Below are 18,545 nucleotides of genomic sequence, written 5' to 3'. Positions count from 1 at the left end.
ACAGGGCGGCGGGGTTTTCCCGAACGCACTGGACATCGCGGAGTTTTGTCAGGACAAACGCGGCAAGACACTCACCCCGGAGAGGCTGCCGCCGCCAATGCTGGACATCTTCCTGAAAACCCTGCCCTTCTTTGCCCTGATCGGTCTTGGATACTGGGCTGGGCGGACCCGGTTTTTCAGCGAAGAGGCGACCGCCTATCTGACGAAGTTCGTTTTTTACTTCGCTCTCTCGGCCATGTTGTTCCGGTTTTCCGCCAACCTGTCGATTGGCGAAGTGCTCGACTGGACGCTGGTGGCGGGATACCTGTGGGGCACGGGGGTGGTTTACGGGATCGCCTCTGCGGTGGCGTTCCTGCGCCGGCTCGACGTACCGACGGCGGCAATGGAGGCGCAATGCGCCGTGATCGGCAATGTCGGGTTTCTGGGCGTTCCGATGCTGGTGCTTTTGCTGGGCGAGGCGGCGGTCGGGCCGGTGATGCTTGTGCTGTCGGTGGATCTGATCGTCTTCTCCTCGCTCATCGTGATCCTGATCACCGGCGCGCGGGACGGGCGGATGTCGCTTCGCATTTTGCGGACGGTTGGGCTTGGCCTGCTGCGCAACCCGATGATCGTGGCCATTTCGGCGGGGCTTTTGTGGTCGGCGCTGGATATCCCGAACCCGGGGCCGTTCAATGAGTTCCTGAGCCTTCTGGGGGCCGCGGCGACGCCCGGCGCGCTTTTCGCGATTGGCGCGTCGCTGGCGTCCAAATCGGCGGAGCGGATGCATATCGCCGGATGGCTGAGTTTCTGCAAGCTGGTGCTGCATCCGGCTTTCGTGGCAATCGGGGTTCTGGTGCTTTTCCCGATCGAGAGCTATCCGGCGGGCGTCGTGATCTCTGCCGCCGCGCTGCCGGTGGCGGGCAACGTCTATATCCTTGCGCAGCATTACGGGGTCGCGCCCCACCGTGCCTCTGCGGCGATTCTGATTTCCACGGTGCTGAGTGTCCTCACCGTGTCTGTCGCTGTGGCGCTTGTCAGCGGGTTATAGCCGGGCGCTTCGGCGAATTTCAGGCACGCGTTGTCGCAATCGGCTTGCCGTGCCGCGGCGGCATGGGCTAGCCATGAGGCGAAGCAGACAGGAGGCTTGCCATGGACGTGATTTCCGAGAACCGCGCATTCGGCGGTGTGCAGGGCGTTTACCGGCACAGTTCGCATAGCTGCGGCTGCGAGATGACCTTCGGGCTTTTCCTGCCGGAGGAGGCAAGGGATGGCCCGGTGCCGGTGCTGTGGTATCTGTCGGGCCTGACCTGCACGCATGAAAACGCGATGGTGAAGGCAGGCGCGCAGGGCTGGGCCGCCGAGCAGGGGATCGCGCTGGTGTTCCCCGACACAAGCCCGCGCGGCGACGCGGTGGCCGACGACGACGCCTTCGATCTGGGGCAGGGGGCGGGGTTCTATGTGAACGCAACGCAAAAGCCTTGGGCGCCGCATTACCGCATGTGGGATTACGTGGCAGAGGATCTGCCGTCGATGTTGCAGGAGGAATTCCCGCTCGACATGGCGCGGCAGGCGATCACGGGCCATTCGATGGGCGGGCATGGCGCGCTGACGCTGGCGATGTCGCTGCCGGGGCGGTTCCGGTCGGTGTCGGCCTTCGCACCGATCTGCAACCCGATGGCGAGCGACTGGGGCGCCAAGCAGTTCGCGGCCTATTTGGGCGGCGATGAGGCGCAATGGGCCGCGCATGACGCCAGCCACCTGATGCGCGAGCGCGGCTTTGACGGGCCGGTGCTTGTGGATACCGGCACGGACGATCAGTTCTATGACTTTCTGCGCCCCGCGGCGCTGGCCGATGCCGTGGTGGAGCGGCGGCAGGTGGCGAGCCTGCGTCTTCAGAAGGGATACGATCACAGCTATTTCTTCGTCTCCAGCTTTATGGAGGATCACGTCGCCTTCCACGCTGAGGCGCTCTATGCCGGGTGAGCCGTGAGCGTCTATCTCGACGCCGACGCCTGCCCGGTGAAGGCCGAGGCAGAGCGTGTGGCCACACGGCACGGCGTGACGCTTTACGTTGTCTCGAACGGAGGGCTGCGACCTTCGGCCAACCCGTTGGTGGAGACGGTGATCGTGCCCGACGGGCCGGATGTGGCAGATATGTGGATCGCGGATCGCGCGGGGCACGGCGATGTGGTGGTGACCGGGGACATTCCATTGGCGGCGAAATGCGTGGAGGCGGGGGCGAAGGTTCTCAAACACACTGGCGAGCCGCTGACCGAGGCGAATATCGGCAATATTCTGGCCACCCGTGATCTCATGGCGGACATCCGCGCCGCCGATCCGTTTCGGCAGGGTGGCGGCAAGGGGTTCACCCGCGCCGATCGCTCGCGCTTCCTCGACGCGCTTGAACGGACGCTCCGCGCGGCGGAGACAGAGCGAAAAAAGACATCACGTCCGGGCTAGATTGTCGCCGCCGGGCGTGATCAGATCCGTCCGAAAGGACGATTTCGATGACCAAGGATATTTCGGACAACCGCATCGGCCTGGGTGCAATTTCCGCTCTCTTGGGGGTGCTGTTCTTTTCGATCAACGACGCGGCGATCAAGTTTCTCAGTGGCGATTATGCCCTGCATCAGATCGTTCTGATCCGGTCCATCATCGCGATTATCCTGCTTCTGGTGGTGATCGTGCCGCTGGATGGCGGGTTTCGCGTGCTGCGCACCCGCCGACTCGGGATGCACGTCTTGCGGGGCTTCTGCGTGGTATTCGCCAATATGACCTTCTTTCTCGGCCTGTCACTCATGCCGCTCGCGGAGGCGGTCGCGGTGTTCTTCATCAGCCCGCTTCTGATCACCGCGTTGTCGGTTCTGATCCTTGGGGAAAAGGCCGGGCCGCGCCGCTGGGGGGCGGTCGTGGCGGGCCTGATCGGGGTTCTGATCATGTTGCGACCCGGCGCGGCGGGGTTTCAGGTGGCATTGCTGTTTCCACTGGCGGCGGCGCTTGGCTATGCCTTCCTGCATATTCTGACGCGCAGGATCGGCGGGACGGAAAGCGCCGCGACGATGTCGGTCTATATCCAGATCACCTTCATTTTCGTGAGCGGGGCAATCGGCCTTGGACTTGGGAATGGACAGCTTTCGGGGCAGGGCGGCGAGATGTTCGAGTTTGTCCTGCGCGGCTGGATCTGGCCGGATTCAGGGGACTACCCGCTTCTGGTCCTGCTGGGCATATGCAGCGCGCTTGGCGGGTTCTTCATCAGCCAAGCCTACCGCATTTCCGAGGCGAGCGTGATTGCGCCGCTGGAATATGCCGCGATGCCGATGGCGATTCTTCTGGGGTTGCTGGTGTTCGGGGAATGGCCCGATCTGGTGGCCTGGGCCGGGATGATCCTGATCGTCGGGGCCGGGGTGTTCGTGGCGTGGCGCGAGGGGCGGGCAAGCCGTCCGCAACCATCCTTCCCCCGCACACGCCGCTGAGTGATACAGGGCACGGGGTCCGGCGGTTGGCGCGGGGCCGAACATCTTCCCAAGAATCCGCTTTCCAGCGATCCGCCATTTGGACTAGCCTGCCGACATGGACGAAAGCTATACCGACGATCACCTGTCAGACATCCTGCGCCGCGTGAAGCGCGTGGCCGTGGTGGGCGTGTCGCTCAACCCGGTCAGGCCGAGCTATTACGTGGCGCGCTATCTCTGCCTGAAGGGCTATGACGTGGTGCCGGTCAACCCCGGCCACGCGGGCAAGGCGCTGTTCGGGCAGTCGGTCGTTTCCTCGCTGTCCGACATAGAGGGCAAGGTGGATATGGTGGATATCTTCCGTCGGCCCGAGGCCGTGCCCGGCATCGTTGATGAGGCGTTGGAGGCCCTGCCGGGGCTTGACGTGATCTGGATGCAGATCGGGGTCAGCCACCCGCAGGCCGCCGCAAAGGCGCGGGCCGCCGGGGTGACCGTGATCCAGAACCGTTGCCCCAAGATCGAATACCAGCGGCTTTTCGGCGAGCTGCGCATGGGCGGCTTCGCCACCGGGAGAATATCCTCGAAGCTGTGACGGCATGCGGCGCTGTTCCGGCTGCGCCGGAAGGCGCCCCGCCCGCCGTCCCGCAAACGGGCCTCAGGTTTGGGGGCGCGTAGCCTTTTCGGCGATGCCGCTGGTGCCTTGCCGCCGGGCCAGTTCGGCCTCCACCTCTTCGAGCGTGACACCGCGCGCCTGCAGCATGACGAGGAAGTGAAAGAGCACATCCGCGCCCTCGCGGATCAGGCCGTCGCGGTCGTCCTTCACCGCCTCGATGATCGCCTCGACCGCTTCTTCGCCGAATTTCTCGGCGGCTTTTTCGGGGCCCTTGGCCAGCAGCTTCGCGGTCCAGCTTGTGTCCGGATCGCCGCCTGCGCGGGCGGCGATGGTGGCGGAGAGGTCGTGCAGTATACTCATGTCAGCCTCACGGGGATACCGGCGGCGGCCATGTGGTCCTTGGCCTCGCGGATAGAGTATTCGCCGAAATGGAAGATCGAGGCGGCCAGAACGGCGGAGGCTCCGCCCTCGGTCACCCCTTCGACAAGGTGATCGAGCGTGCCGACCCCGCCCGAGGCGATGACCGGCACATTCACCGCGTCCGAGATCGCCCGGGTGAGCGGAAGGTTGAAACCCGCGCGCGTGCCGTCGCGATCCATCGAGGTGAGCAGAATCTCACCCGCGCCTTTCTCCACCACCAGCCGGGCGAATTCCACCGCGTCGATGCCGGTGGGTTTGCGTCCGCCGTGGGTAAAGATTTCCCATTTTCCGGGGGCCACGGTCTTGGCGTCGATGGCGACGACCATGCACTGGCTGCCGAACTGGTCCGCGGCGCGGCGCACCACGTCGGGGTCGGCCACGGCCGCGGAGTTGAAGCTCACCTTGTCGGCGCCGGCCAGCAGCAGGGCGCGCACATCCTCGACCGTGCGCACACCCCCGCCGACAGTGAGCGGGACGAAGCATTGCTCTGCCGTGCGGCGGACGACGTCGAACATCGTGCCGCGATTCTCATGCGTGGCGTGGATGTCGAGAAAGCAGATCTCATCGGCACCGGCGGCGTCATAGGCGCGGGCCGCGTCGACCGGATCGCCCGCGTCGCGCAGGTCCACGAAGTTCACGCCCTTGACCACGCGGCCGTCAGCCACGTCGAGGCAGGGGATGATGCGGGTTTTCAGCATGAAACGGCCTTGGTCCGGGTGTTTACGGAATTGTTTATGTGCAAACGCGCCGGGTTTCCAGAGGATTGCCGCTATCGGTATTGAAACCAAAGGAGGGAGAGATGCGGCGGGTTTTTGCGATCATCGCAGTTTGCGTTGCAGGGCAGGGCGCGCCGGCGTCGGGCGACGACATCGATAGGGTAGAGGTTTCGCGGGACGTGCCACGGCCATGGGGGATTAATCCGCCAGCAGTTTCAGAGCCTTACCGAGGTCGAGCGCCCCGTCGTAAAGGGCCCGGCCCGAGATCACGCCGTTGAGCGGCGCACCGCAGGACTTCAGGGCGCGCAGATCATCGAGGGAGGACACGCCGCCAGAGGCGATCACCGGGATCGAGACGGCGTTGGCGAGGGCCGCCGTCGCCTCGGTATTCGGCCCCTTCATGGCGCCATCGCGCAGGATGTCGGTGTAGATGATCGCCGCGACGCCCGCATCCTCGAAGCTCTTGGCAAGTTCGGTGGCGTCCACATCGGTGACTTTGGCCCAGCCCTTTGTCGCGACCCGGCCATTGCGGGCGTCGATCCCGACGGCGACCTGCCCCGGAAAGGCGCGGGCAGCTTCGCGCACGAGGGCGGGATTTTCCACCGCCACGGTTCCAAGGATAACGCGCGCCAGACCCTTCGAAAGCCACGCCTCGATGGTGGCCATGTCACGGATGCCGCCGCCAAGCTGAGCGGGCACGTCGGTGCCTTGCAGGATCGCCTCGACCGGCGCGGCGTTGACGGGGGCGCCGGCGAAAGCGCCATTGAGATCAACGAGATGCAGCCATTCGCATCCTGCCGCGACGAAGCTTCTCGCCTGGGCGGCGGGATCGTCGTTGAACACCGTGGACCGCTCCATGTCGCCATGCACGAGGCGCACGGCCTGGCCGTCCTTGAGGTCGATCGCGGGGTAGAGGATCATGGCGCTGCATCCTGTCACACGGAAGGGTCGCGCGGGGTTTGGCATGGGGCGCGCGGAAATGCAACGTGACGCAAAGTGAGGGTTGATCGGAATCGAAGCGGGGGGTCAGACTCGCGTCTGTAAACGAGGGAGGAAACCGAGATGAAAGCGATGGTTCTGGCCGCCGCGGTGGCGACGGGTCTGGCGGGCACGGCGGGGGCCGATCCGGTTCTCGGCGTCTGGCAGACACAAGTGGATGACGGTGCCTATGCCCATGTAAACATGGATAAATGTGGCGAGGCCATCTGCGGGGTGATCGCGCGGACCTTCCGGTCCGGAGGCGAGTACGACTCTCCCAACAAGGGCAAGCGGATTGTCTGGGACATGGAGCCGAAGGGCGGCGGGACGTATGGCGGCGGCAAGATCTGGCAGCCCTCGACCGACAAGGTCTACCGCTCCAAGATGGAGTTGAAGGGGGACCGGCTTGGCGTGTCGGGCTGTGTCGCTGTGTTCTGCAAGGAGCAGACATGGGCGCGGGTGAAATAGGCCCCGGTCTGCCGCGACCGCTCCGCTGAATTCCGCCGACGGGCGCGGGTGTGTTCCGGCGGCGCAGTCTGGCCACCCGCGATGTGATATGATCTGCGATGCTCTAGCCCGGCGAATCGCGCGGGCGAGCAAGGAGATCATGTTATGAATATGAATTCATTGCGAAAAATCGGCGCAGCCTTGGCAGCGGCGGTGACCTTTTCTGTTGTCGCGGGTGCCGGGGCGGCGCAAACGCCGCTTGGTGTGTGGCTGACCCCGCCCGACCGAAAGGGGCAGGTGGCGCATGTCGAGACGGAACGCTGCGGTGATGCGTATTGCGGAAGCATTGTGCGGGCCTTCGACAGCGATGGCGAGCCGGTGATGACGCCCAATGTCGGCAAGCGGGTGTTCTGGGATCTGACGAAGATCGAGGGCAATACCTATGGCGGAATGGCCTGGGTGCCGGCGCACGACCGGACCTACAATGCGAAGATGACGGTCAAGGGAGACGAGTTGACCGTCAAGGGATGCGTGCTGATGATCTGTCAGTCGCAGGTCTGGAAAAGGGTGCAGTAGGCCCCATCGGGGCGAATCACCTCAAGCTATTGTTAACGCCGAAAAACCCTGTGCTGTAAAACGTCGGTATTTTGTCGGTATCGCGTCGGTATCGTTTTCCAGATTCGGCCCGTTAACGGGGCGCGCGGTGGGAAGGTGTGACGTTCGGGTTAAGATGCGACCCGGAACGGATGCGCCCCCACCGTGCGGACCGGCAGGGGGCACAGCGGCCTTCCGTCGAGGCCGAGGCGTCTTGTTCGATCGCGCGGCAGAAGGCGGGGGCGAGTCCGACCTGACCGACCCCGCGATGGAACACGTTCAGTCGCGGCACGATTGGTAGCGACAGGGTCGGCCCGCAGCCGACACTCAACGGGCCGTTCTTGTGACGTGACGACCCTACTGGCAGGCAAAGCCAATCGTGTGCAAAGGCGACACCCGTCGTTTCCATGACGGGTCCGGAAACAGCTTTGACTCCGCGCTTTCGCTCCGTATACCACATCAGCATCATTTGGGAGGCTGCCTGACAATGCCCGAAGCCGACCCGTTCTTTGGCGTTTCTCCGACGCATGTTCTGATGGCTTCGATGGGCGCAGCTGTTTTTCTCGCTTATCTGATACCGCGTTTCGCTTTTCTGCGCGCGGCGTCCTCCTCGGCAATGCTGATGATCCTCGGATTGGTGGCCTTCACGTTCATCCCGGGGATGCCGCAGGCACTCGATCCAACCGTTTCGCCGCGCATATGGGAGATCACGAGCGAGATTGCGGTGATTGTGGTCCTCTTCGCCACCGGGCTGCGGATCGACAATGTCAGCAGCTGGAGCCGATGGCGACCAACCGTCCGTCTGCTGTTGATCGCAATGCCGCTCACGATCGCTGCGATTGCGCTGCTGGGATGGGCGCTCGCAGGCATGACAATCGCCGGTGCAGTCATGCTGGGCGCGGTTCTGTCGCCCACCGATCCGGTTCTGGCCGGGGATGTGCAGGTCGGGCCACCACTGGAAGGGCGCGAGCATCCGATACGTTTTACCCTGACGGCCGAGGCCGGCCTGAATGACGGCCTCGCATTTCCCTTTGTCTATCTGGGGCTGATCATTGCGGCGCAGGGGGCCAATCCCTCGGTCTGGTTCGTCGAATGGGTGGCGTTCGACTTGATCTACCGCATTGCGGTAGGAGCGGCGGTCGGGGCGCTGGTAGGCTGGGTACTGGGCCGGAGCCTCTTTTCCAGATGGGGCAGCATAGCCATCGAGAAAAGCGGGCCCGGCGTACTCGCTTTAGGGGCCGTTCTTCTATGTTACGGCATCGTCGAACTTGCCGAGGGTTACGGATTCATCGGTGCATTCACAGCGGGCCTTGTATGCCGCCGTGTGCAGGAACGGCACCACTTCCACAAGCGTCTTCATGCGTTCAGCGAGGCTCTGGAGCATGCGCTGACGGCGTTGCTTCTCGTGATGCTGGGTAGCATCCTGCCAGCACTCTGGCCGGTGCTGGATTGGCGGCACACGCTGATCGGCTTTGGACTGCTCCTGTTCATCCGGCCGCTCGTGGGCTGGCTGTCGCTGCTGCGAACCGGCATGACGTCGAGAGACCGTCTGATCGTCGGATTCTTCGGCGTGCGCGGCATCGGCTCGATCTACTATGTCGGCTACGCAACCGGGCACATGGAGTTCATCAACGAGGACCAGCTTTGGGCGTTGGTGGCCTACACCATCTTCGCCTCGGCCCTTCTTCATGGCGCGACCAGCTTTCTGGTTGACCGCTATGCGTCGCCGTGGCGGGAGGATTTCGAAGCGCCCGATACGACGAAGCGATCGGACTCTCCCCCGATCATTGGCGGCGACTCATGATCGCCCTTCACGCCTAGGACCGACCGCCCGGGGCGCCACCCCGGACCCCGGAGTATTTGACGCAAAGATGAAGCGGGGGCATCGGGGGCGATCCGCCCGGATGTTGACCCGGCCTTGAGGGCGCAATAGGAAGCGCGGAGCCTGCGCGCGCATGGGGCGCGCGGGGCATCGCCCGTAGTGCTGGAGAATGACATGTCCGAATTGCGCGACGCCGCCCTTGCGTCCAAAGCGTGGCCCTTCGAGGAGGCGCGCCGGGTGCTCAAACGCTATGAGAGCGGCGCGCCCGACAAGGGGCATGTCCTGTTCCAGACCGGATACGGGCCGAGCGGGCTGCCGCATATCGGCACCTTCGGCGAGGTGGCGCGCACCACGATGGTGCGCCGCGCCTTCGAGGTGATGAGCGATATTCCCACGCGGCTGATCTGTTTTTCCGACGACATGGACGGGTTGCGCAAGATCCCCTCCAACCTGCCGATGAAGGAGGAGTTGAAACAGGATCTTAACCTGCCGCTGAGCCGGGTGCGCGATCCGTTCGGCACGCATGAGAGCTTTGCCCATCACAACAATGCGCGGCTTTGCGCGTTTCTGGACAGCTTCGGCTTTGAGTATGAGTTCGCGAGCGCGACGGAGTATTACACCTCGGGGCGGTTCGACGAGATGCTGCTTGTCGCGCTGGAGCGGTTCGACAAGATCATGGAGATCATGCTGCCGACGCTGGGACCGGAGCGGCAGGCGAGCTATTCGCCGTTCCTGCCCGTCTCTCCCAAGACCGGCCATGTGCTTCAGGTGCCCACGCTGGAGCGCAATGTGGCGAAAGGCACGATCGTTTACGAGGAGCCGGACGGCGAGCGTATGGAGGTGCCTGTCACCGGCGGGAATGTGAAGATGCAGTGGAAGCCGGACTGGGCGCTGCGCTGGGCGGCGCTGGGCGTGGATTACGAGATGTCGGGCAAGGATCTGATCGATTCGGTTACGCAATCGACAAAGATCTGCCGGGCGCTGGGCAAGCGGCCGCCCGAAAGCCTGTCCTACGAGCTGTTCAATGACGACGCCGGGCAGAAGATTTCCAAGTCGAAAGGCAACGGCCTGTCGATGGAGGAATGGCTGACCTACGCGGCGCCGGAATCGCTCAGCTATTTCATGTATCAGAAGCCGAAGTCGGCCAAGCGGCTTTACTTCGACGTGATCCCCAAGGCGGTGGACGAGTATCACCAGCAGTTGCGCGCATACCCTGCGCAGGATCTCAAGGCGCAGTTGAGCAACCCGGTGTTTCATGTCCATGGCGGGGACGTGCCGGCAAGCAATCTGGTGGTGCCGTTCTCCATGCTTCTCAATCTCGCCTCTGTCGCCGGGGCGGAGGACACCGAAACGCTTTGGGGATTCATCCGGCGCTATGCGCCCGAGGCGAGCGCCGAAACCCATCCCGATCTGGATGCGGCGGCGAAATTCGCGGTGCGCTATTACAACGATTTCGTCAAACCCGCGCGGGTGTTCCGAGCGCCCACCGCGCTTGAGCGCGAGGCGCTGGAGGACTTGCGCGACGGGCTGGCCGCATGGGAGGGGCCGGCGGATGCCGAGGCGCTGCAATCGCTGGTCTTCGCCTGCGGGCGTGAGCGGTTCGAGCCGCTGCGCGACTGGTTCAAGGCGCTTTACGAGGTGCTTCTGGGCGCCAGCCAGGGGCCGCGTTTCGGCGGGTTCATCGCGCTTTACGGGATTGACGAGACCGTGACGCTGATCGACCGGGCGCTGGCGGGAGAGCTGTCGGGCTGATCCATCTCGCCCGGGTCGCGTGCGACCCGGGCATGCGCCCGCCCCACGCGCGCCGTGGACGGCGGAGCGCCGCGCGCTATCTCATGGTTCGGGAGGATCATGCGATGAGATATGTTCTGGCGATATGTCTGGTGCTCTGGGCCTCGGCCCCGCTGGCGCAGGAGACCGCGATCCAAGGGGTGATTTCCGATCAGATCGCGCGGTTTCAGGCCGATGACGTGGAGGGCGCCTTCGAGCACGCCAGCCCCGGTATCCGCCGTCTGTTCGGCACGGCAGAGCGGTTCGGCGCGATGGTGCGGCAAGGCTATCCGATGGTGTGGCGGCCCGGCGAGGTTCGGTATCTCAACCTGCGCGAGATCGGGGGCGCGCTGTGGCAGAAGGTGCTGATCCGCGACCGGGCGGGGCGGACCCACCTGCTTGATTACCAGATGGTCGAGGGCGAAAACGGATGGAAAATCAACGCGGTGCAAGTTCTGGAGGCGCCGGGCGCCGCAGTGTGAGACAGGGCACCGTGACGGTGATGTGACCGCGCGTTAAGCCCGTGTTGATATTTCCCTTTCCGCCGGGGCGCGTACCCCGGTTCCTGAGAATGGCGCACAACGGAGCGCGGGCGCGGGGCCCGTGTGGAAAGGGGTTTGAATGAACAAGGCAATTACGGATGGCGTGCTTTTCATGCCGCCGCCCTTCGCGAACGGGCTGGACGTGTGGTCGAGCGGCAACGGCACCCCGGGATCGGACACCTATGACGGTGCGGCCAATGCCGCCTTCGTGCCGGCCGATCAGGATTTCGGCGGCTGTCTGGAGGTGCTGAAGACCGACGCGACGCAGAAGCTCCGGTATATGGGCGAGACGCCGATCCTGCCGGGGTGCTATCTGCGGGTGCGCGCGCGGATCAAAGCGGTGAGCGGCAACTTCCCGTCGGTGCGCGTGGCGGCCTGGGCGGGAACATCGGGCGGCGCGCATGTGGGCGGGGTGCCGGAGACGGGGCCATCCACCGCGCTGTCGTCCTATGGCGAGGTGATGGAGATCAGCGCGATCGTCGGCACCGGGCTGCGCACCGGGGTGGACATTGGTCTGGGGCACGGAGCCGATCTACGGGCATTTCGGGATCGACCTGACCGGCCCGAACGGCGGCGTGGTGCGGATCGACGATATCGAGATCGAGGATGTCACGGCGGTGTTTCACCGCGATCTGCTCAGCCGGGTGGACGTGCGCGATTTCGGCGCGCTCGGGGACGGCAGCACCGATGACAGCGCCGCGTTCGAGGCGGCGGACGCGGCCGCCGGCGGGCGGCGGGTACTGGTGCCCGAGGGGGTTTATTACCTTGGCGACAGCGTGACGATGGAGTCGCCGGTGATCTTCGAAGGCACGGTGACGATGCCCGATGACCGGACCCTTGCGCTGGCCAAGGATTTCCACCTGCCGGCCTATATCGACGCCTTCGGCAATGAGGAGCTGGCCTTCAAAAAGGCGTTTCAGGCGCTGGTGAACGACGGCAACCATGAATCGCTCGACATGGGCGGGCGCGCGGTGACGATCACGGCGCCGGTGGACATGCAGGCGGCTGTGGCGACGCGGACCGAATACGCGGTGCGGCGCACGATCCGCAACGGGCAGTTCTATGTCAGTGGTGGCCCAGCGTGGGACCCGGATGTCGTGACATCGCAGGCGAGCTATTCGGCGAGCGATTCCAAGGTGCTGAGCAATGTGGTCAATGTCGCCAATATCCCCGTGGGGGCGCTGGTGACGGGCAACGGCGTCGGGCGCGAGGTCTACGTGAAGGCCAAGAACGTCGCGACGCAGGAAGTGACGCTTTCAAGCGCGCTCTTCGATGCGGAGGGCACGCAGACCTATACCTTCACGCGGTTCAAATACATTCTGGATTTCAGCGGCTTCGACAAGCTGACGCGGTTCACGATCGCGGATGTGGATTTCCTGTGCAACGGCCATGCCAGCGGGGTCATGCTGGCGCGGGCGGGGCTGATCTTTCATGCGCGCGACACGTTCTTCACGCGGCCGCGGGATCGTGCGATCACCTCCATCGGCACAGGCTGTCAGGGGATGCTCGTGGACAGGTGCCAGTTCCTCAGCCGCGAGGGCAGCGAGCTGGCGCAGGATCGGGTGTCGCTCGTGCTCAACGCCAATGCCAACGATGTGAAGCTGCGCAACAACCGGGCGACGCAGTTCCGGCATTTCGCGGTGCTGGCCGGGGCCAATTCGGTCGTGAGCGGCAATCACTTCTTTCAGGGGGACAGCGCCTCTGCGGGGATACGACTGGCGGGGATCGTGCTGACGCGGACATATTGTTCCACCTCCATCGTGGGCAACTACGTCGACAACTGCACGATCGAGTGGAGCAACGAGCATGAAGCGCGCCCCGATTTCACCGTCGGTTTTTCCTTCAGCGCGTTGAGCATCACCGACAACGTGTTCCTGTCGTCCGAAGTCGCGCCGTGGTTTTCCTATCTGGTGATCAAGCCGCATGGACAGGATCATTTCATCGGCGGACTGACCGTGACGGGCAACAAGTTCCGATCCATCAACGGGGTGATCGACCGGGTTGACACGGTGGACACGAGCTATGCCGGACTCGACATGAGCAAGGGCAAGAACATCCTGTTCACGGGCAACACCTATCACGCGATCACGACGCCGGTTTACAGCCCGCTTGTCATGACCCACAGCCAGAACACCGAGGCCGGAACATGGTTGGTGGACACAGACGGGCAGCTGCCGTTCGGCGGGCGCGCGCGCAGCGTGGACGCGGTGGTGATGAAAGGCGCGATCCGCAACGGCGCGAACGTGGCGCAATACACGGTGCCCTATGTCAACACAGAGCGGGGCGGCGACGGCAGCGCGGTGCATCTCAACTGGGAGCAGGCGGTGCGCGGCGAGGTGTCGGTCACGATCCGGATGGATTGAGACAGCCATGAGATGGCGGGCGAGGCCCCGGACGGGTGTGTCCGGGGTCTTGGTGTATGGCGCGGCTGGCCTTGAGGGCAAGCCAAGGGATGCGGGAGGAGCCGCGCAGCGCCCCGCCCGAGGGGGCGGTCGGGCGCTGCGCGGCGGCGCATATGCGCCTTTACTCCGCGCATTGGGGCCAAGCCTCAACGTTTCCTTATGGCCAACTCCCGCGCCCGCCCCTCTGCATTCGCGGTGGGGCAGGCCAGATCAGCATTGGGCCGCCGGTGCCGGGGGCGGGCCCTAGCCCAGAACCGCGTTGAGCAGCAGGAAGATCACCCCCGACAGGAGCGCGGCGGCGGGCACGGTGATGATCCAGGCCGCGATCACGGTCATGAAATGCGAGCGGCGCACGAGCTTGCGGCGGCGACGTTCCTCGGGTGCGATGCGCAGTTCGGGGGGGCGGGCGTTGGAGCTTTCACGCATCCGCCGCTCTGCGTGCCATTCGCGGAAAAAACCCACCCCGAAGACACCGCCCACGGCGATATGGGTGGAGCTGACCGGCAGGCCCAGCCATGAGGCGATGATCACGGTGATGGCCGCCGACAGCGCCACGCAATAGGCGCGCATCGGGTTCAGTTTGGTGATCTGCGAGCCGACCATGCGGATCAGCTTCGGCCCGAAGAGAAACAGCCCGAAGGAAATGCCGAAGGCGCCGATCACCATGACCCAGATCGGGATCGCGACCTCTGCGGAAAACTGGCCTTCCTGACTGGCGTGGACGATGGCGGCGAGCGGGCCGACGGCATTGGCCACGTCGTTGGCGCCATGCGCAAAGCTCAGCAGCGCGGCGGAAATCACCAGCGGCAGGCCGAACAGCACCTTGAGCGACTTGTTGCGGTTCTCCAGCCCGACCGCCTTGCGCCGGGTGAGCGGGATGGTCACGATCCAGCACAGAACGCCAACCGCCAGCCCGATCAGAAGCGCCGTGGGCAGGCCTATGTCGAGCACCCGCTTGAGGCCCTTGAGCGCGAGGTAGGTGGTGAAGGCCCCGGCCATGATCCCCACGAGGATCGGCACCCAGACGCGGGCGGCGGCGATCTTGTCCTCCTGGTAGATGATGCGCGACTTGATCAGCCACAGGAAGGCCGCGGCGATGGCCCCGCCCATCAGTGGCGAGATCACCCAGCTTGCCGCGATGGCGCCCATTGTCGGCCAGTTCACCGCCGCCATGCCCGCCGCCGCGATGCCCGCGCCCATGACCCCGCCAACAACCGAATGCGTGGTGGAGACCGGCGCGCCGACCCATGTGGCAAGGTTGACCCAGAGCGCCGAGGAGATCAGCGCCGCCATCATCGCCCAGATGAAGATGCCGGTGCTGGCCACCGCGTCGGCCTGCACGATCCCCTTGGACACGGTGGAGACGACATCCCCCCCCGCGAGCAGCGCGCCGGCGCTTTCGAACACAGCGGCGATGGCGATGGCCCCGCCCATGGTGAGCGCATTGGCCCCCACCGCCGGGCCCATGTTGTTGGCCACGTCGTTGGCGCCGATATTGAGCGCCATATAGGCCCCGAACACCGCCGCTGCGGCCACGATCAATGTGTTGGAGGTGGAGCCGAACAGCAGTGCCGCCATGAGCCCGGCGATCACCACGAATATCAGCGCGATGCCCGGCCCGACGGCGGGACGCGAGACGTATTGCGCCGCCGTTTCCAGATGAGAAAAGCGGTGCAGGTCGCGATCCAGCGTTTCGAGATGGTCGAGATTGTCGTTCTTGTCGCTCACGGTTGGCGCGCCCCCGAGGTATGCAGTCGAGTGGGGGCTAGAGAACCCCGACGGCCAAATCAACCCGCGTTGTCATAAAACTGTTACAAACGGCGCAGGATGTCCTGCAACTGTGCTTCATCCACCATGTTCGCGGCCTGAGCCGGAGACACCCATTTGCGGCGGCGTTCATGCGCCTCGGGGAAGTCGTCGGAGAGGGCTTCGACCTCAAGCGGGAAAACGAGGGTTTCGACCGCCACCGGCAGGCCGGTCTTGAGTTCCTTGTCGTAATCATAGGTGCCGATGGGATCGTCGGAGATGTGCCCCTCTGCCACGCCGGCCTCTTCCCAGGCTTCCTGCATCGCGGCCTGCGGTGCGTCCATGCCGTCGATGGGCCATCCCTTGGGGATGATCCAGCGCCCGGAGCCGCGGCTCGTCACCAGCAGCACGCGCGGCTCACCGTCATCCTCGCGGTAACAGAGCGCGCCCACCTGAAACCGCTTGGGGCGTGATAGCATGGGCCGGACCATTTCGGCCCAGGCCTTTCTGAAAACGTCAACCATGACTGTCTGCCTACCTGCTCAAGCGTTTTTTGTTATTACCCAGAGATATATAGGGCGACGTAGCGGAAGCTGCAAGTTTGGTTCAGGTGCCGCGCCGCTTGGCGCGCAGGGTGGGATCGGCCACCGTCGGGTCTTCGGGCCAGGGATGCCGGGGGTAGCGGCCGCGCATGTCCTTGCGCACATCGGCGTAGGATGAGGCCCAGAAGCCGGGAATATCCATCGTGGTCTGCACCGGGCGCCCAGCAGGCGAGAGCAGCGTGACGCGCAGGGGCGTGCCCGCGATCACCGGGTGCGTGGTCTGGCCGAACATCTCTTGCAGGCGCAGGGCGATCTGCGGGTGTTCGCCGGAATAGTCGATGGGGATCTTGCGGCCCAGCGGGGTGGTGAAATGCGCCGGCGCCAGCCGGTCGAGCAGTTGCATCTGCGGCCAGTCGAGCATGGCGCGCAACGCGGGAAGCGGGTCGAACCGTTTCCATTCCTCGGCCGTGCGCACGCCGGTCAGATGCGGCAAGAGCCAGTCCTCCAGGGTCTCCATCAGGGCCGGTTCGGACATGTCGGGCAGATCGTGCCCCGCCGCGCGCAAAAGCGTCACGCGGGCGATGAAGCGGCGGGCGGCGTCGGTCAGGGTCAGGCCCAGATCGCGCACCCCGTCCAGCATGGCGCGGGCGATGGCGTCCGCAGGCGCGTCCTTCCAGATCCGGTCGTCGAGCGGGAGCGCGCCAAGGCGCTCCTGTTGGCGGGCGATGACCCGCCGCTCGCGCCGCGACCAGTCGCACAGATCGGTCCAGGCGATCCGGTCGGCAAACAGGGCGCGGATTTCGCCCTCGCTGATGCGGACGGCCTGCCGGATGCGGGCCTCGCGCGGGTTGCCGTCGGTATCGGTGACGACGATGAGCCGGGCCGCCGCGAGCGGGTCGCTTTCGTCCATCACGGCGCCCTTGCCGCCCGACAGCACGAAGCGCGGCGCGTCGCCCTTGCGGTGCAGGCCGATGCGGTCGGGATAGGCGAGGGCGGCCATCTCCGCGAGGCTGTGGGCCCTGTCCGGGGTCTCCGGGGCGCTTTGGGACAGGCGCTTGGCCTCGTCGCGGATGCGGCGCAGGGCGGCGCGGCTGACCTGCCAGGGGCGGCGATCGGTGAAGCGCTTGAGGTCGGTCAGCGCCTCGATCCGCAGCGACAGATCCACCGGCGCCCCGCGCGACAGCGGATCGCGGTCCGCCAAAAGCGCCGCCAGCGGCGCCGCCGCCTTGCCCGCCAGCGTCAGCATGTGGCCCAGCCGGGGGTGCAGCGGCAGGGCGGCCAGCGCGCGGCCGTGATCGGTGATGCGGTTCTGCGTGTCCAGCGCGCCCAGCATGTGCAGCACGGCCTGGGCCTCGGCATAGGCGCCGGGATTGGGAGGGGTGAGAAAGGCCAGATCGTCGGGCCGCGCGCCCCAGAGGGCCAGCTCCAGCGCGAGCCCGGTCAGATCGGCGCTTTCGATCTCCGACGGCGGATAGGCGGCGAGCGCGCCCTCCTCTCCCTTGGTCCAGAGGCGATAGCAGGTGCCCGGGGCCACCCGCCCCGCGCGCCCGGCGCGCTGCGTCGCCTCGGCGCGGGTGACACGTTCGGTGACAAGGCGCGACATGCCCGAGCCGGGATCGAAGCGCGCCCGCCGCGCGCGTCCGGCATCCACGACCACGCGGACATCCTCGATCGTGAGCGATGTCTCCGCGATGGCCGTGGCCAGAACGATCTTTCGGCCGGTGGCTGCGGGGCTGATCGCGGCGCGTTGATCCGCGAAGGGCAGGGCGCCGTAGAGCGGGTGGATCGTGCAACCCTTCGGCAGGATGAGCTGCGCCTGCGTGCGCCGGATCTCCCCCTCTCCCGGCAGGAAGACAAGCACGCCGCCCTCTGTCTTGGCCACGGCCTGTTCGATCAGGCGGGCGGTCGCCTCTTCAAGGCGCGCGCCGCGCGGCAGGGGCGTGTCGCGCCAGCGAATGTCCACCGGGAAGTTGCGCCCTTCGGAGGTGATGACCGGCGCGCCGCCCATCAGGTCGGCCACCGGCGCGGCGTCGAGCGTGGCGGACATGGCCAGAAGGATCAGATCCTCGCGCAGGGCGTCCGCGATCTCAAGGCAGAGCGCAAGGCCCAGATCGGCGTTGAGGGAGCGTTCGTGAAATTCGTCGAAGATCACCGCACCGATGCCGGACAGTTCGGCGTCGGACTGGATCATGCGGGTGAGAATCCCCTCGGTCACGACCTCGATCCGGGTGGCCTTGCCGATCCTGCTGTCGCCCCGGACGCGGTAGCCCACGGTTTCGCCGGGCGCCTCGCCAAGGGTTTCGGCCATCCGTTCTGCGGCGGCGCGCGCGGCGAGGCGGCGCGGCTCCAGCATGAGGATGCGGCCCGGCGTCAGCCCGGCGCGCAGCATCTCGAGCGGCACGACGGTGGTCTTGCCCGCGCCGGGCGGGGCCTGAAGCACAGCGCGGCCTCGCGCGCGCAGGGCGTCGAGAAGCGGGGCAATCGCATCGCGGATCGGCAGGGACGTCATGGGCGTCTTATCG

General features: G+C 65.5%; 16 protein-coding genes and 1 pseudogene. 11 read left to right on the top strand and 6 right to left on the bottom strand.

The window, feature by feature from the left end; translation table 11 throughout:
• The first annotated feature begins 97 nt into the window (after positions 1–97).
• From BMW66_RS00700 to BMW66_RS00680, 5 genes are all read left to right on the top strand, one after another.
• Positions 98–1,027 (top strand): AEC family transporter, encoded by a 930-nt coding sequence (locus BMW66_RS00700; protein WP_093114710.1) that lies wholly within the window; start codon positions 98–100, stop codon positions 1,025–1,027.
• A 101-nt stretch (positions 1,028–1,128) separates the two neighbouring features.
• Positions 1,129–1,962, top strand: coding sequence for an S-formylglutathione hydrolase (gene fghA / locus BMW66_RS00695; protein WP_093114709.1), 834 nt, complete (start codon positions 1,129–1,131; stop codon positions 1,960–1,962).
• Positions 1,963–1,965: 3 nt separating this feature from the next.
• Positions 1,966–2,439 carry a YaiI/YqxD family protein gene (locus tag BMW66_RS00690; RefSeq protein WP_093114708.1) on the top strand — a complete coding sequence of 158 codons (474 nt, stop codon included), beginning with the start codon at positions 1,966–1,968 and terminating at the stop codon, positions 2,437–2,439.
• Positions 2,440–2,486: 47 nt separating this feature from the next.
• Positions 2,487–3,452 (top strand): DMT family transporter, encoded by a 966-nt coding sequence (locus tag BMW66_RS00685; RefSeq protein ID WP_093114707.1) that lies wholly within the window; start codon positions 2,487–2,489, stop codon positions 3,450–3,452.
• Between the two features lie 97 nt (positions 3,453–3,549).
• Positions 3,550–4,023 (top strand): CoA-binding protein, encoded by a 474-nt coding sequence (locus BMW66_RS00680; protein ID WP_093114706.1) that lies wholly within the window; start codon positions 3,550–3,552, stop codon positions 4,021–4,023.
• A gap of 63 nt (positions 4,024–4,086) precedes the next feature.
• On the opposite strand, the gene BMW66_RS00675 is transcribed toward BMW66_RS00680, so the two are convergent.
• The 3 genes from BMW66_RS00675 to hisA form a co-directional block, all read right to left on the bottom strand.
• Positions 4,087–4,404 (bottom strand): phosphoribosyl-ATP diphosphatase, encoded by a 318-nt coding sequence (locus BMW66_RS00675; protein WP_093114705.1) that lies wholly within the window; start codon positions 4,402–4,404, stop codon positions 4,087–4,089.
• A complete protein-coding gene (gene hisF / locus BMW66_RS00670) occupies positions 4,401–5,162 on the bottom strand; it encodes an imidazole glycerol phosphate synthase subunit HisF (protein ID WP_093114704.1) in 762 nt (253 codons plus the stop codon). The genes BMW66_RS00675 and hisF overlap by 4 nt, the downstream gene beginning before the upstream one ends.
• 216 nt (positions 5,163–5,378) lie before the next feature.
• A complete protein-coding gene (hisA, locus tag BMW66_RS00665; protein WP_093114703.1) occupies positions 5,379–6,101 on the bottom strand; it encodes a 1-(5-phosphoribosyl)-5-[(5-phosphoribosylamino)methylideneamino]imidazole-4-carboxamide isomerase in 723 nt (240 codons plus the stop codon).
• Positions 6,102–6,242: 141 nt separating this feature from the next.
• Between hisA and BMW66_RS00660 the strand changes: the two genes are divergently transcribed.
• The 6 genes and pseudogenes from BMW66_RS00660 to BMW66_RS00635 all read left to right on the top strand — a co-directional run bounded on the left by BMW66_RS00660 (position 6,243) and on the right by BMW66_RS00635 (position 13,696).
• Positions 6,243–6,626, top strand: coding sequence for a DUF2147 domain-containing protein (locus BMW66_RS00660; protein ID WP_093114702.1), 384 nt, complete (start codon positions 6,243–6,245; stop codon positions 6,624–6,626).
• 144 nt (positions 6,627–6,770) lie between these two features.
• Entirely contained in the window at positions 6,771–7,181 is a 411-nt protein-coding gene (locus tag BMW66_RS00655; protein WP_093114701.1) for a DUF2147 domain-containing protein, read from the top strand.
• A 505-nt stretch (positions 7,182–7,686) separates the two neighbouring features.
• Positions 7,687–9,003, top strand: a complete 1,317-nt coding sequence (locus BMW66_RS00650; protein WP_093114700.1) for a cation:proton antiporter — start codon at positions 7,687–7,689, stop codon at positions 9,001–9,003.
• 192 nt (positions 9,004–9,195) lie between these two features.
• Positions 9,196–10,773, top strand: coding sequence for a lysine--tRNA ligase (locus BMW66_RS00645; protein ID WP_093114699.1), 1,578 nt, complete (start codon positions 9,196–9,198; stop codon positions 10,771–10,773).
• Positions 10,774–10,877: 104 nt separating this feature from the next.
• Positions 10,878–11,273: a DUF4864 domain-containing protein gene (locus tag BMW66_RS00640; RefSeq protein ID WP_093114698.1), complete on the top strand. Its 396-nt coding sequence runs from the start codon at positions 10,878–10,880 to the stop codon at positions 11,271–11,273.
• A gap of 139 nt (positions 11,274–11,412) precedes the next feature.
• Positions 11,413–13,696 (top strand): annotated as a pseudogene (locus BMW66_RS00635) (glycosyl hydrolase family 28-related protein).
• A 282-nt stretch (positions 13,697–13,978) separates the two neighbouring features.
• Here BMW66_RS00635 and BMW66_RS00630 read toward each other — a convergent pair.
• From BMW66_RS00630 to hrpB, 3 genes are all read right to left on the bottom strand, one after another.
• Positions 13,979–15,463 (bottom strand): inorganic phosphate transporter, encoded by a 1,485-nt coding sequence (locus tag BMW66_RS00630; protein WP_093114697.1) that lies wholly within the window; start codon positions 15,461–15,463, stop codon positions 13,979–13,981.
• An 83-nt stretch (positions 15,464–15,546) separates the two neighbouring features.
• A complete protein-coding gene (locus BMW66_RS00625) occupies positions 15,547–16,005 on the bottom strand; it encodes an NUDIX hydrolase (protein ID WP_093114696.1) in 459 nt (152 codons plus the stop codon).
• 82 nt (positions 16,006–16,087) lie between these two features.
• A complete protein-coding gene (gene hrpB, locus BMW66_RS00620; RefSeq protein WP_093114695.1) occupies positions 16,088–18,532 on the bottom strand; it encodes an ATP-dependent helicase HrpB in 2,445 nt (814 codons plus the stop codon).
• Between the last annotated feature and the right edge of the window lie 13 nt (positions 18,533–18,545).

Origin of the sequence: Salinihabitans flavidus (assembly GCF_900110425.1) — a bacterium.
Taxonomy (GTDB): Bacteria; Pseudomonadota; Alphaproteobacteria; order Rhodobacterales; family Rhodobacteraceae; genus Salinihabitans; species Salinihabitans flavidus.
This window is presented reverse-complemented; position numbering and strand designations above follow the sequence as displayed.

What these genes read in the sequence shown, in the direction of transcription:
- BMW66_RS00685 (WP_093114707.1), top strand. Translation starts at nt 2,487, where the DNA reads ATGACCAAGGATATTTCGGACAACCGCATCGGCCTGGGTGCAATTTCC.
- hrpB (WP_093114695.1), bottom strand. Translation starts at nt 18,532, where the DNA reads ATGACGTCCCTGCCGATCCGCGATGCGATTGCCCCGCTTCTCGACGCC.
- fghA (WP_093114709.1), top strand. Translation starts at nt 1,129, where the DNA reads ATGGACGTGATTTCCGAGAACCGCGCATTCGGCGGTGTGCAGGGCGTT.
- BMW66_RS00680 (WP_093114706.1), top strand. Translation starts at nt 3,550, where the DNA reads ATGGACGAAAGCTATACCGACGATCACCTGTCAGACATCCTGCGCCGC.
- BMW66_RS00640 (WP_093114698.1), top strand. Translation starts at nt 10,878, where the DNA reads ATGAGATATGTTCTGGCGATATGTCTGGTGCTCTGGGCCTCGGCCCCG.
- BMW66_RS00625 (WP_093114696.1), bottom strand. Translation starts at nt 16,005, where the DNA reads ATGGTTGACGTTTTCAGAAAGGCCTGGGCCGAAATGGTCCGGCCCATG.
- hisF (WP_093114704.1), bottom strand. Translation starts at nt 5,162, where the DNA reads ATGCTGAAAACCCGCATCATCCCCTGCCTCGACGTGGCTGACGGCCGC.
- hisA (WP_093114703.1), bottom strand. Translation starts at nt 6,101, where the DNA reads ATGATCCTCTACCCCGCGATCGACCTCAAGGACGGCCAGGCCGTGCGC.
- BMW66_RS00700 (WP_093114710.1), top strand. Translation starts at nt 98, where the DNA reads ATGCTGGACATCTTCCTGAAAACCCTGCCCTTCTTTGCCCTGATCGGT.
- BMW66_RS00675 (WP_093114705.1), bottom strand. Translation starts at nt 4,404, where the DNA reads ATGAGTATACTGCACGACCTCTCCGCCACCATCGCCGCCCGCGCAGGC.
- BMW66_RS00650 (WP_093114700.1), top strand. Translation starts at nt 7,687, where the DNA reads ATGCCCGAAGCCGACCCGTTCTTTGGCGTTTCTCCGACGCATGTTCTG.
- BMW66_RS00660 (WP_093114702.1), top strand. Translation starts at nt 6,243, where the DNA reads ATGAAAGCGATGGTTCTGGCCGCCGCGGTGGCGACGGGTCTGGCGGGC.
- BMW66_RS00645 (WP_093114699.1), top strand. Translation starts at nt 9,196, where the DNA reads ATGTCCGAATTGCGCGACGCCGCCCTTGCGTCCAAAGCGTGGCCCTTC.
- BMW66_RS00655 (WP_093114701.1), top strand. Translation starts at nt 6,771, where the DNA reads ATGAATATGAATTCATTGCGAAAAATCGGCGCAGCCTTGGCAGCGGCG.